General features: G+C 68.3%; 14 protein-coding genes. 5 read left to right on the forward strand and 9 right to left on the reverse strand.

Translation table 11 applies throughout. The annotated features are described in order from the left end of the window. Positions 1–3: 3 nt before the first annotated feature. Complete coding sequence (locus tag F0357_RS11465) at positions 4–1,179, reverse strand: GGDEF domain-containing protein (RefSeq protein WP_208948297.1); 1,176 nt, start codon at positions 1,177–1,179, stop codon at positions 4–6. 330 nt (positions 1,180–1,509) lie between these two features. On the opposite strand from F0357_RS11465, the gene F0357_RS11470 reads away from it, so the two are divergent. From F0357_RS11470 to F0357_RS11480, 3 genes are all read left to right on the forward strand, one after another. After that, a complete protein-coding gene (locus F0357_RS11470) occupies positions 1,510–2,019 on the forward strand; it encodes a GNAT family N-acetyltransferase (RefSeq protein ID WP_153481395.1) in 510 nt (169 codons plus the stop codon). Positions 2,020–2,163: 144 nt separating this feature from the next. Further along, a complete protein-coding gene (locus F0357_RS11475; protein ID WP_153481402.1) occupies positions 2,164–3,036 on the forward strand; it encodes a YihY/virulence factor BrkB family protein in 873 nt (290 codons plus the stop codon). 189 nt (positions 3,037–3,225) lie between these two features. Next, entirely contained in the window at positions 3,226–3,957 is a 732-nt protein-coding gene (locus F0357_RS11480; RefSeq protein WP_153481404.1) for a L,D-transpeptidase, read from the forward strand. A 101-nt stretch (positions 3,958–4,058) separates the two neighbouring features. On the opposite strand, the gene F0357_RS11485 is transcribed toward F0357_RS11480, so the two are convergent. From F0357_RS11485 to hrcA, 8 genes are all read right to left on the reverse strand, one after another. Beyond that, entirely contained in the window at positions 4,059–4,838 is a 780-nt protein-coding gene (locus F0357_RS11485; RefSeq protein ID WP_153481407.1) for a succinate dehydrogenase iron-sulfur subunit, read from the reverse strand. A gap of 142 nt (positions 4,839–4,980) precedes the next feature. After that, positions 4,981–5,913, reverse strand: a complete 933-nt coding sequence (locus F0357_RS11490; protein ID WP_153481410.1) for an FkbM family methyltransferase — start codon at positions 5,911–5,913, stop codon at positions 4,981–4,983. A 7-nt stretch (positions 5,914–5,920) separates the two neighbouring features. Next, on the reverse strand, positions 5,921–7,759 hold the full coding sequence (sdhA, locus tag F0357_RS11495) for a succinate dehydrogenase flavoprotein subunit (protein WP_153481418.1): 1,839 nt from the start codon (positions 7,757–7,759) through the stop codon (positions 5,921–5,923). A 4-nt stretch (positions 7,760–7,763) separates the two neighbouring features. Continuing rightward, complete coding sequence (gene sdhD, locus F0357_RS11500) at positions 7,764–8,138, reverse strand: succinate dehydrogenase, hydrophobic membrane anchor protein (protein ID WP_153486724.1); 375 nt, start codon at positions 8,136–8,138, stop codon at positions 7,764–7,766. A 14-nt stretch (positions 8,139–8,152) separates the two neighbouring features. Continuing rightward, positions 8,153–8,569: a succinate dehydrogenase, cytochrome b556 subunit gene (gene sdhC / locus F0357_RS11505; protein ID WP_153481421.1), complete on the reverse strand. Its 417-nt coding sequence runs from the start codon at positions 8,567–8,569 to the stop codon at positions 8,153–8,155. Between the two features lie 179 nt (positions 8,570–8,748). Continuing rightward, positions 8,749–9,474: a sulfate transporter family protein gene (locus F0357_RS11510; RefSeq protein WP_312861550.1), complete on the reverse strand. Its 726-nt coding sequence runs from the start codon at positions 9,472–9,474 to the stop codon at positions 8,749–8,751. Positions 9,475–9,529: 55 nt separating this feature from the next. Beyond that, positions 9,530–10,015, reverse strand: coding sequence for a peptidase associated/transthyretin-like domain-containing protein (locus F0357_RS11515; RefSeq protein ID WP_208948299.1), 486 nt, complete (start codon positions 10,013–10,015; stop codon positions 9,530–9,532). A 153-nt stretch (positions 10,016–10,168) separates the two neighbouring features. Further along, entirely contained in the window at positions 10,169–11,242 is a 1,074-nt protein-coding gene (hrcA, locus tag F0357_RS11520; protein ID WP_153481430.1) for a heat-inducible transcriptional repressor HrcA, read from the reverse strand. A gap of 229 nt (positions 11,243–11,471) precedes the next feature. Here hrcA and rph point away from each other — a divergent pair, with 229 nt between their 5' ends. Then, positions 11,472–12,194 (forward strand): ribonuclease PH, encoded by a 723-nt coding sequence (rph, locus tag F0357_RS11525; RefSeq protein ID WP_153481433.1) that lies wholly within the window; start codon positions 11,472–11,474, stop codon positions 12,192–12,194. Between the two features lie 16 nt (positions 12,195–12,210). Beyond that, positions 12,211–12,852 carry an RdgB/HAM1 family non-canonical purine NTP pyrophosphatase gene (gene rdgB, locus F0357_RS11530; RefSeq protein WP_153481441.1) on the forward strand — a complete coding sequence of 214 codons (642 nt, stop codon included), beginning with the start codon at positions 12,211–12,213 and terminating at the stop codon, positions 12,850–12,852. Positions 12,853–12,865 lie beyond the last annotated feature (13 nt).

Genomic DNA, 12,865 nt, shown 5'->3' on the forward strand with positions numbered 1-12,865 from the left:
CTGTCAGGCTGCCCGCTCGCGCGCGCCTTCCTCGATGACGACGTCGCGGCCGCCGTCCTTCGCCCGGAACAGCGCGAAATCGGCCCGCGCCACGAGATCGACGAGGCTCACGCGCGCGTCGGTCTCGCTCGAGATTCCGATGCTCACCGTGGTGCCGATCGGCAGTCCGCCGCGGCCTTCGACGCTCGCGGAGGCGAAGGCCGCGCGGATACGCTCGGCGATGCGGCGGGCGGCGAGGCGATCCGATCCCGGCAGGAAGGCGACGAACTCTTCCCCGCCGACCCGGGCGAAGACGTCGCTGACCCGCAAGGTCTCCTCGGCGATGCGGCAGAACGCGATGAGGATGGCGTCACCGACCGCATGGCCGTGGGCGTCGTTGATGCTCTTGAAGTGATCGAGGTCAAAATAGAGCACGGAGACGCTGCGGCCCTGGGCGAGGGCACGGCGGTAGGAGGGGATCGCCAATTCGTGGAAGGCGCGGCGGTTGAAGCAGCCGGTGAGCGGATCGCGCGTCGCCGCCTCGCGCAGGGCGAGTTCGGTGCGATCGCGCACGAACAGGATCGTGAACATCGCCATGGCGACGGCGAACAGGGCGCCCTCCGATTCGATGAGCGCGCGCCACCCGAACGGCAGGGCGTGGGTCGGGTCCATCGTGACGACGCCGAACCAAGGCAGTATGCCGCGAACCGTCATGGTCCCGGCGTGTAAGAAGCAGAGCACGGCGGCCGTCAGATAGGAGGGCAACTGGCCTTCCGGATTGCGGACCAGCGACAGGCCGCTCAGGAACGCCGGCGCCGCGAGTAGGAACGAAGCGACCGAAACCCGCGTCGAGATATCGGCGGTGAAGGCCGGCACGAAACACAGGCCGGCCCACAGGCACACCGCGGCGACGCTCGCCAGCACGAGGGGCGGCTGGCGGCAGAACCGGCGGATGCCGTTCCACTGCAGCCAGGCGCCGGCGAGGATGAGGCTGTTCGCGCCGAACGCGACGACCATCGGCGGCAGTACTTCGCGAAAGGCGGAGAGCCCGATGCCCACCGTCAGGAGGAGAAACGCGAGCGACCACCAGCCGAGCTCCGGCACGTCGCGATTCTGCAGGAACGCGATGAGGAGCAGCAGCGTCAGCGTGAAGCCGCCGAAGGCGGCCGCGAGGTGAAGCGTCGGAAGGTCGAACGTCATCGGTATCGTCCCCGCGGGGGCATCCCGCCGGTGGTCCAGTCTTGATTGCGTCGCGCCGATCACCGCGCTCGCCGGGCCTTGTTCCAGCAAGGCGGGCGTGCTAACTGCGCGCTGCAGAAGCGGGGAAAGGCCTGCTTCTATTCGGACATTTAGCTGTCTCATGGCTTGCTTCGGGGCATTTCAGCCGGACCTTCCGGCGATCGAACGACGACGACGCTCGCGTCGCGGCCCCTTGCCGCGTCTCGAAGAGCGCCGTCCGCCCGCAGGCCGCCTCTGAGCCGGCCGGGGCGCAACGGCACGTTGTTGTTGCGCTTCCGAAACGGCTCTGTGATGAAACCCCTTACATTCCTCGTCCGGCACGAAATGCCGGAAGATCATGCTTGGATTGAGGCGATCCATGCCCTTGCGTTCGGGCCGGGGCGCTTCGCCAAGACCGCCTATCGGCTGCGGGAAGGGATTCCGGCCGATCTCGCCATCTCGTTCGTCACCCTCTATGGCGGCGTCCCGTGCGGTTCCGTGCGGCTGACCCCGATCACGATCGGCGACGATGCGGCGTTGCTGCTCGGTCCGCTTGCGATCCATCCCGACATGCAGGGCCGGGGCGGCGGCGGCCTGCTCGTGAATGCCGCGCTTGAGGCGGCGCGCGACGCCGGCCATCGGCTCGTCCTGCTCGTCGGAGACCCACCTTATTACCAGCGTTTCGGCTTCGAGGCGGTGCCGTTCGGCCGCATCACGCTGCCCGGGCCGGTCGATCCGGCCCGGCTGATGATCGCCGGCCTCGTGCCGGGTGCCGCCGCTGCGGCGCACGGCATGGCGCGCCGGATCTCAACCGCGGGCTGACGCGCCCCTGACCCGCGGATACGGCTTTACATCGCCCCCGCCCCGACGCCATTAGGAAGGGGGGACCGTGCGGGCGGTCGCGCGGCCGCGCCTCCCGGCGGCCCGGCGACCGCGGCACGGGCGATCGCGACGGAGGTCCGCGGGATGGAAGTCGGCGCCGGCCGCATCCGGGCACGCTTCAAGCAATCCATCGTTCGGCGCGTGGTGGGCGAGGTCTACACCCACTTCACCGCCGACGACGGCTGGGCGATGGCAAGCCATCTCGCCCTTCAGACGCTGCTGTCCCTCTTCCCCTTCCTGATCGTGGTCGCGGCCATCGCCGGCATCATCGGCTCGCAGCGCCTCGCGAGCGAAGTCGCCTCGATGGTGTTCGACACGTGGCCGAAGGAGGTGGCGCGGCCGATGGCGCGCGAGGCCCACGAGGTGCTGACCCGCATCCATGCCGGCGCGCTCACCCTCGGCCTCCTCTTCGCCCTCTGGTTCGCCTCGAACGGTATCGAGGCGTTGCGCATGGCGTTGAACCGCGCCTACCGCATCGTCGAGCCGCGGGCTTACCTCTATCGCCGCATGCAGAGCCTGATTTTCATCTGTCTCGGCGCCGTGGCGCTGCTCTCGCTCGCGATCTTCATCGTGTTCGGGCCGATCATCTGGGCTGCCGTGATCGACATCGCCCCGTGGCTGTCTGGGGCGGAGCGGGCGATGCGCGTGCTGCGCTTCGCCACCGCGACCCTGATCCTTGCCTTCGTCCTCACAGCGGCCCATCGCTGGCTTCCCGCCGGTCAGCGCCGTGTGGCGGATATTCTGCCGGGCATCGGCTTTACGCTCGTCACCTGGATCGCCGCCGGCGCGGGTTTCGGCTTCTACCTCCAGCGCATCGCCACCTATCGCGACACCTATGCCGGGCTCGCCAACGTAACGGCCGCGATCGTGTTCTTTTACGTGCTCGCGACGCTGCTTCTGCTCGGTGCGGAGCTCAACGCGGCGCTGATGCGCCTGCGCGCCGCCGCCCGCCTCTGAGGCACGCGGTCTCCGCCAGGACGTCACGTTCGCGCGATGATGCTCCCTTCTGCAGCTCGCGATCGAAATGTGGCGGAACGAAGCCATTTTCTTTTCATTTTATAAACCAAGAGGCTCGATTTTGAGACAGCGAGACTCGTTCGGAGATTCTCCCCAAAGCTCCCCCCATTGATTGAAAGGTCCCTCCCGATGCGTCGCTTTCTGGTGCTCGCCGCAGCCCTCACGGCAGCCGCCCTCGTGCAGACCGGAGCGGCATCGGCACAAACGGGACCCGGCGTCGCCCTGCCAAAGGAACCGGCCGGACAATTCTTCGATCCGAATTCGAAGACGTGGGTGACCTATTACATGACGCCCGAAGAGCAGCAGCGCCGGCGGGCCGCGCTCCTCGCCCGGCAGGTCGTGCCCTACGAGACCGAGCAGCCGGCCGGTACCGTCGTCGTCGATACCTATACGAAATATCTCTATTTCGTTCAGGCCGACGGCAAGGCGATGCGCTACGGCATCGGCGTCGGCAAGGAGGGCTTCGAGTGGTCCGGTGTCGAGCGAATCTCCCGCAAGGCCGAGTGGCCGAGCTGGACGCCCCCGGCCGAGATGCGGGCGCGCCGCCCGGGTCTGCCGGCCTTCATGCAAGGCGGCCCGAAGAATCCGCTCGGGGCCCGCGCGCTCTATCTCGGCTCGACGCTCTACCGCATCCACGGCACCAACGAGGAATGGAGCATCGGCTACGCCGTCTCGTCCGGCTGCATCCGGATGATGAACGCCGACGTGATCGATCTCTACGGCCGGGTCGGGGTGGGCACCAAGGTCGTCATCATCGGGCCGGGCAGCCCGTTCCCCTCGACCGATCCGTTCGTCACCGCAGAGATGCGCCGCAAGCTCCAATTGCCCGCGCCCGCGCTCGTGCCGAAGACGGCGTCGTGACGCCGCCGGCATAGAGCGCCCCGTCCTCTTGGGGCGCCCATGAAAAAAGCCGCGGCCGGGATCTCCGGGCCGCGGCTTTCTCGTTTTCGGGCCGACTGCGATCAGACGCGGCGCTCGACCATCATCTGCTTGATCTGGGCGATCGCCTTCGCCGGGTTCAGACCCTTCGGGCAGGCCTTCGAGCAGTTCATGATGGTGTGGCAGCGATAGAGGCGGAACGGGTCCTCGAGATTGTCGAGCCGTTCGCCCTTCGCCTCGTCACGGCTGTCGATCAGCCAGCGATAGGCCTGGAGCAGCACCGCGGGGCCGAGATAGCGGTCGCCGTTCCACCAATAGCTCGGGCAGGACGTCGAGCAGCAGGCGCACAGGATGCACTCGTAGAGCCCGTCGAGCTTGACGCGGTCCTCGTGGCTCTGGCGCCATTCCTTTTCCGGCGTCGGCGTCACCGTCTTCAGCCACGGCTCGACCGAGCGGTGCTGGGCGTAGAAGGTGGTGAGGTCCGGCACCAGATCCTTGACGACCGGCATATGCGGCAGCGGGTAGATCTTCACCGCGCCGTCGACCGCGTGCATGTCCTTGAGGCAGGCGAGCGTGTTGGTGCCGTCGATGTTCATCGCGCACGAACCGCAGATGCCTTCGCGGCAGGAGCGGCGCAGCGTCAGGGTCGGATCGACCTTGTTCTTGATCCACAACAGGCCGTCGAGAACCATCGGGCCGCAATCTTCGGTGTCGACATAATAGGTGTCGATCCGCGGATTGGCGCCGTCGTCCGGGTTCCAGCGGTAGATCCGATATTCCTTGAGGGCGGTCGCGCCTTGCGGCTTCGGCCAGATCTTGCCCTCGGAGATCGTCGAGTTCTTGGGAAGCGTCAGCTGGACCATGATGTCGTCCTCGACAGGCCCGCACGGGCGGGAACATCGCCATTCGGGAGGCGGCGGCGGGAGCGGCGGACCGTTCCCGAAAGGTGAGCGCAGGCGACGCCGGGCGCCGTCGCGAGCGGAGCGGTGAGGGCGCGGGCCGGCATCATGGGCGCGCTCCGGCGGGATCGGTCCGCACCAGCATGGCGTTTTCCGCGGTCCTGCGGTCGATCCGGTAGCCGCGCGCCACCAGGGCCGCGACCACATCGGTGCGCCATTCGTCGGCCATCGCGGTCTCGATTTCGATCACCTTCGGCAGCAACGCCGACGGTGCGGTCTCGAGGAAGGGGATCAGCGCCTCGTCCTCATAGCCCTCGACGTCGATCTTGAGGGCGTCGATACGGCGGATGCCGAACCGCTTCAGCACCGCGGCGAGCGGCTCGACCGTCACCTGGATCGAGTCCGCGAGCGCCGCCTGGGGCTCGCCGGCCGGCGGCTTCAGCGAGGCGCTGCCGGCATTGGTGCGGTGGCGCTTGCAAAGCCGGCCGCGCGCTTCGATCGGGCCGATCGCGACCGGGGCGATCGTCACCGTGCTCGGCTCGATGGCGTTGAGAGACAGATTCTCCCGCAGCCGCTCGCGGATGGCGAGGTTCGGCTCGATCGCCAGCACCTTGAGGCCGCGGATGCGCTTGGCAAGGCTGATGGTGTGCGAGCCCACGTTCGCGCCGATGTCGACGAGGACGTCGCCGGGCTTCAGGTGGGAGGCGAGCCAATCGCGCTCCTCGACCTCGGGAAGGCGGCGCTTGGCGACGATCTCGAAATCGTCGCGGTTCTCGAACGGGTGGCAGCGGAACAGAAGCCCGTCGCGGGTGGCGACGTCGAGGCCGCCCCGGCCGGCGAAGGTGCCGAGCAGGCGGCGATAGGCGTTGCGCAGGCCGTCGGGCAGGCGGCCGCGCCGGGCGAGCGCGAACAGCATGCAATCGAGCGGCCCGGCCGGACGCGCCTTCACGGCGGCGACCTTCGGCGCCGCCTTCGCGGGCGCCTTTGCGGTCGCCGCGGCGATGGCGGCGGCCCGGGCGGAGGTGCGGGGAGCGTTCACCGCGGCCTCAATAGACGCGCTTCGCCGGCGGGATGTACTCGATGTCGTTCGACATCGTGTACGAATGCACCGGACGATAATCGAGCGAGACGGTCCGCTTCTCCGTATCGGAGAAGGCCAGCGTGTGCTTCATCCACTCGTGGTCGTCGCGATCGGGATAATCCTCGCGGGCGTGGGCGCCGCGGCTTTCCTTGCGGTTCAGCGCGGAATCCACGGTCACCACGGCCTGGACGATCAGGTTCTGGTATTCGAGCGTCTCGATCAGGTCCGAGTTCCACACCAGCGAACGGTCGGTGACGCGGATGTCGTCGCTCGCCCCCCACAGATCGTGGATCAGGGTGTGGCCTTCCTCGAGCACCTCGCCGGTGCGGAACACGGCACAGTTCGACTGCATCGTCTTCTGCATCGCGTTGCGCAGCTCGGCGGTCGAGGTCGAGCCGCTCGCGTAGCGGGCGCGGTCGAGCCGCTCCAGCGCGAACTGGCCGGCATCCTTCGGCAGCTCGGCGTGCTTGCCGCCCTGCTCGATCGTCTCGCCGCAGCGCAGGCCGGCGGCACGGCCGAACACCACGAGGTCGATCAGCGAGTTCGAGCCGAGGCGGTTGGCGCCGTGGACCGAGACGCAGGCCGCCTCGCCGATCGCCATCAGGCCAGGCACCACCTTGTCGGGATCGCCGTTGGCCTTGGTCAGCACCTCGCCGTGGAAGTTCGTCGGGATGCCGCCCATGTTGTAGTGCACCGTCGGCAGGACCGGGATCGGCGCCTTGGTGACGTCGACGCCCGCGAAGATCCGCGCCGATTCCGAGATGCCGGGCAGGCGCTCGTGCAGGATCGCCGGGTCGAGGTGGTCGAGGTGCAGGTAGATGTGGTCCTTGTTCTTGCCGACGCCACGGCCTTCCCGGATCTCGATGGTCATCGAGCGGGAGACGACGTCGCGCGAGGCGAGGTCCTTGGCCGAGGGGGCATAGCGCTCCATGAAGCGCTCGCCGGAGGCGTTGACCAGATAGCCGCCCTCGCCGCGGGCGCCCTCGGTGATGAGGCAGCCCGAGCCGTAGATGCCGGTCGGGTGGAACTGCACGAACTCCATGTCCTGGAGCGGCAGGCCGGCGCGCAGCACCATGGCGTTGCCGTCGCCCGTGCAGGTGTGGGCCGAGGTCGCCGAGAAATAGGCGCGGCCGTAGCCGCCGGTGGCGAGGATCGTCTTGTGGGCGCGGAAGCGGTGGATCGAGCCGTCGTCGAGGCAGAGCGCCACGACGCCGCGGCACGCGCCGTCCTCCATGATGAGGTCGATCGCGAAATATTCGACGAAGAACTCGGCCGAATGGCGCAGCGACTGGCCGTAGAGGGTGTGCAGGATGGCGTGGCCGGTGCGGTCGGCGGCGGCGCAGGTGCGCTGAGCGCGGCCCTTGCCGAAATGGGTCGTCATGCCGCCGAACGGGCGCTGATAGATCTTGCCCTCTTCGGTGCGCGAGAAGGGGACGCCCCAGTGCTCGAGCTCGTACACGGCGGCCGGCGCCTCGCGCACGAGATATTCGATGGCGTCCTGGTCGCCGAGCCAGTCCGACCCCTTGACGGTGTCGTACATGTGCCAGCGCCAATCGTCCGGCCCCATGTTGCCGAGCGAGGCGGAGATGCCGCCCTGCGCCGCGACCGTGTGGGAGCGGGTCGGGAACACCTTGGTGATGCAGGCGGTCTTGAGCCCGGCCTCGGCGCAGCCGACGACGGCGCGCAGGCCGGCACCGCCGGCGCCCACCACCACCACGTCCACCGTGTGGTCGATGAAGGGATAGGCGCGGCCGTTCACGTTCGGCACGGTCGGGCCGGTGAAGCTCGCGTTCGATTCGGCCATGATGTCAGCCTCCGAAGCTGATCTTGAGCACCGCCCAGATCGAGCCGAGCCCGACGAGCGCCGCGAAGAAGGTGTTGGCCATCAGGAGCAGCACCTTCGGGCCCTCGGAATGGACGTAGTCCTCGATGATGACCTGCATGCCGATCTTCATGTGATAGATGCCGGACCCGAGGAACAGCACCATCAGGATCGCCACGAACGGGTTGGCGATGGCGGCGCGGACGGCCTCCAGCGGGCTGCCCTGAAGCGTGATGACGAAGATCACGAAGAAGATCGCGAGCGGAATGCCGGCGAGCGCGGTGAGGCGCTGGCGCCAGAAATGTTCGGTGCCGTCCTTGGCGGAGCCGAGGCCCCGGACCCGTCCGAGCGGAGTGCGCATCATGGTCGTGTTCCTCAGCGGACGATGTAGCCGATGATCCACAGCACGATCGTCAGCGCGATCGAGCCGATGATGTTGGCGCGGGCGAGCCATTCGCGCTCGGCCGGCTCGAAGCCGCGGCCGCTGTCCCAGATCAGGTGGCGGATGCCGCCGAGCATGTGGTGGATCAGCGCCCAGGTGTAGCCGAACAGGACGAGGCGGCCGAGGAACGAGCCGTAAATCGCGTTCACCACGTCGAAGGCATGCGGACCGGCCGCCGCGGCGATCAGCCAGGCGGCGAGCAGGAGCGTGCCGAAATAGAGCGCGCCGCCGGTGACGCGATGGACGATCGACATCATCATCGTCAGCATCGGGCGGTAGATCTGAAGGTGCGGCGACAGCGGCCGCTCCACCACCTTCGGGGTTGCGGCCTTGGCGTCGGCGTTCGCCATGTAATCCTCCCGCGTCGGAAGCGCGGCTTCTTGGGCTTGGGCGCAGCCCTCGGTCCGAGGGCGCGGCGGCTGGAAGCCTTCTAACCCTTTGGGGAGCGCGCGTCAAAGTGACGTAAACGTAAACTGCAACCTTCACCTGACGCATGCGGCAGCGCGCTGCGGCGCGCGCCGGCGAGCGCTTACGCGGCGGCCGATATCCGCTTGTGCAGGCGCACCATGAACGCTGTCGCGAACAACGGGGTGACGAGGTTGACGATCGGGATCGCCAGCACGACCGCAACGATGAGGCCGCCTATGAAGACGCGCAGCCCATGTGCCCGGCGCAGCGCCCGCGCCTCCGCCGGAGAGCGAAACCGCACCGCCGCCGCCTCAAAATATTCGCGGCCGATCAGGTAGGCGTTGACGATGAGGAAGGCGATCAGGTTGACGCCCGGGACGAGCAGGAGAAGCAGGGCGAGGATGTTCCCGACGAGCACGACGAGGGTGAACTTCGCCGTGACGGCCATCGCCGTGCCCAGGGGGAGGGCGGTTCCGGGCGGATCGGCGGGGAAACTCGTCTTCTCCACGACCTCCGCGATCTCGTCGAGAAAGAGGCCGGCGATGAGCGAGGTGGTCGGGGCGACCAGGAAGCCGAGGCCGAGGAAGAGCCCCGCGCCGGTCAAGATCGACAGGGTGGTGTGGAGCCACGGCTCCGAGCCCTGGATCAGGTTGGCGGCGAGGGAATCGAGCGCGATCCAGAGCACCACCAGAAGGCCTATCGTGATCGCAAGGGATTTGCCGAGCACGGCGCGGAACGGCGGCGACAGGATTTCGCGGAAGGATTCCGCGGCGTCGGAAAGCATGATCGCGGTCGGCTCGCTGTCGGGACGGGTCGGCGCCGGGGAGGAGGCGCGCGGCAGCGTCATGCTGCCGCACCCCCGCTCATAGCACAGCGGCGCCGCTGCGCCAGCGCGAACGGCGTCAGCTTCCGGTGACGGTGATCCGCGTGGTTTCGCCGGCCGTCACCTTCACCCGGTCGTACAGCCCGATCTGGCGCTTCGGAAAGGCGACCGAGGTGATGATGAAATATTGCCCCGGCGCGACGTTTCGGAAGGTGAAGCGACCTTCGTCGTCGGCGGTGGCGATGCGCTGGTATTTTCCGAACGCGGCGGGCGGATTGGGGATCGTCTTGGAGCCCGCCTCGATCGCTTTGTCGGTGCCGTAGATCGCCGCGATGCGGGCCTCGTGATAGGGCGTCACCGGCAACAGGATCACGCGGCTGCCCTTGGCGGGCATGATGCCGTTCGAGACGCTGCGGACATAAGCCTGCCCCTCGATGGCGCCGTCGCCCTTGGCGAGGACGTAGGCCGAAGCCGCCGGGTCGAACTTGACCGAGGCGAGGTCCGGGGGAGGGGAAGTGGTGGTGGAGACGCAGCCCGCAACCAACGCGGCCGCTACAATGGCCATGATTTTGCGCACGTTTTCCTGCCTTTCGTGAACCGATCGAGGTGCGGACCTTGGCATGCGCCGTTCCGGCGCGCCAACGCGCGACCCTTCACGAGCGCGGGAGCAGCTTACGCAGACTTATGGCGATGCGACCAGAGGGTGTGATTGTGCGCATCACCCCGTCATGCGGGTGACGAGCCGGGCCGTGTAATCGACGACCGGCACGATGCGGGCATAATTGAGCCGCGTCGGCCCGATCACCCCGAGCACGCCGACGATGCGGTTGTCGTGATCGCGGTAGGGGGAGACGACGACTGACGAGCCCGACAGCGAGAACAGCTTGTTCTCCGAGCCGATGAAGATGCGCACCCCTTCGCCGGAATCGGCGAGCCCGAGGAGCTGGATGAGGTCGCGCTTGCGCTCGAGGTCGTCGAACAGCAGGCGGATGCGTTCAAGGTCCTCGATGGCTTTGAGGTCCTCGAGCAGGTTGGCACGGCCGTGAACGATGAGTTGTCCCGGACGCTCGGCGCTCGCGCCCGACCACACCGCGAGCCCTTCCTCGACGACGCGGCGCGTCAGTTCGTCGAGCTCGGCCTGGTTCGCGGCCGAGACGCGCTCGAGCTCCTCCTGCGCCTCCGACAGGGTGCGGTCGCGGATGTGGGCGTTGAGATAATTGCCCGCCTCGATCAGCGCCGAGGACGGCAGGCCCGGAGGCAGCGAAACGATACGGTTCTCGACCGAACCGTCGGACCCGACCAGGACGGCGAGGGCGCGCATCGGCTCGAGGCGCACGAATTCGATGTGCTTGAGGCGCAGGTCCGCCTTGTTGGTGATAACGACGCCGGCGCCGCCCGAGAGGCCTGACAGAAGCTGGCTCGCCTCGTTGAGCACGCCTTCGTAGGTCCGCACCTCGCCGGCGGCGCGCACCTGCTTCTCGATGCGCTCGCGGTCGCCGCGCGACAGGTCCCCGATTTCGAGCATCGCATCGACGAAGAAGCGCAGGCCCCGCTCGGTCGGCAGGCGGCCGGCACTGGTGTGCGGGGAATAGATGAGGCCGAGCGTCTCCAGGTCCGCCATGACGTTGCGGACCGAGGCGGGCGACAATGGCATCGGCAGCACCCGCGAGATGTTGCGGGAGCCGATCGGATCGCCGGTGTCGAGATAAGTCTCGACGATGCGGCGGAAGATTTCCCGAGACCGCTCGTCGAGCTCGACCAGACTCTGGGAGGCGCGAGGTTCGAAGGTCATGCGGTTGCCCTGGCAAGGAGGGCCTCGGCCGACGGAGGGGAGCGCCCCGGTCCGTGCGGTCGACGTCGCGGCCCGAGGGGTGAAATATCGGGGCGCGGGCAGGGCGGGTCAAGGCGCCATCGGAGACGGGGCCGCGCCGGCGCTTGCCCTCGCCGGGGCCGGGGCTTAGAACCCGGGCGTTGCCGGCGCAGGGTGCCGGCACCTGTCTCTCGGGAAAAGGATCGACCTCATGCAGAGCCCGCGCCCCTCCAAACGCGCGCCCGACGAGATGCGTCCCGTCGCGCTCGAGCGCGGCGTCGCCAAGCACGCGGAGGGCTCCTGCCTGGTCAAGTTCGGCGACACCCACGTGCTGTGCACCGCGAGCCTCGAGGAAAAAGTGCCGCCGTGGCTGCGCGGCGGCGGCCGCGGCTGGGTCACCGCCGAATACGGCATGCTGCCGCGCGCGACCCACGAGCGGACGCGGCGCGAAGCCTCCGCCGGCAAGCAATCCGGCCGCACCCAAGAGATCCAGCGGCTGATCGGCCGCTCCTTGCGCGCCGTCGTCGATCTCGAGGCGCTCGGCGAGCGCCAGATCTCGATCGATTGCGACGTCATCCAGGCCGACGGTGGCACCCGCACCGCCTCGATCACCGGCGCCTGGGTCGCTCTCCACGACTGTATTGAGTGGATGAAGGGCCGCAACATGCTGACGCGCCCCGTCCTCGTCGACCACATCGCTGCGATCTCCGTCGGTATCTCCCACGGCGTGCCGGTTCTCGACCTCGATTATGCCGAGGATTCGAAGGCCGAGACGGATGCGAACTTCGTCATCACCGGGTCGGGCGGCATCGTCGAGGTGCAGGGCACCGCCGAGGGCAAGCCGTTCAGCCGCGACGAGTTCCTGAGCCTGCTCGATCTCGCCGAAGCCGGCGTGAAGCGGCTCGTCGAATTGCAGAAGATGGCCATCCTCTAAGTCCCGGGACCACGACATGACCCGCAAGCTGACCGAGCCGCGCTTGGTCGTGGCGAGCCACAACAAGGGCAAGATCTTCGAGATCCGCATGCTCGTCGCGCCCTACGGCATCGAGACGGTGTCGGCGGGCGAGCTCGACCTCCCGGAGCCCGAAGAGACCGAGACGACGTTCGAGGGCAATGCCCGCCTCAAGGCGCTCGCCGCCGCGACGGCGTCCGGCCTGCCCTCGCTCGCCGACGATTCCGGCCTCGCCGTCGATGCGCTCGGCGGCGCCCCGGGCATCTATTCGGCGCGCTGGGCGGGGGCGGACCGCGATTTCGCCCGCGCCATGCGCAATGTCGAAGAGGAGATGCAGAAGGTCGGCGCGACCACGCCCGAGGCGCGCAAGGCGCACTTCGTCGCCGTGCTCTGCCTCGCCTGGCCGGACGGCCACACCGAACTCTTCCGCGGCGAGGTCCACGGCACGCTCGTCTGGCCGCCGCGCGGCGAGCTCGGCTTCGGCTACGATCCGATGTTCCTGCCCGACGGCCTCGACCGCACCTTCGGCGAGATGAACGGCGAGGAGAAGCACGGCATCGGCCCGAACGGCGAGGGCGGCCTGTCCCACCGGGCGCGCGCGTTCAAGGCGTTCGCCGCCGCCTGCCTCGTGGCGCGCTGAGAGCGGCCGCGCC

The organism is Segnochrobactrum spirostomi (genome assembly GCF_009600605.1).
GTDB lineage: Bacteria > Pseudomonadota > Alphaproteobacteria > Rhizobiales > Segnochrobactraceae > Segnochrobactrum > Segnochrobactrum spirostomi.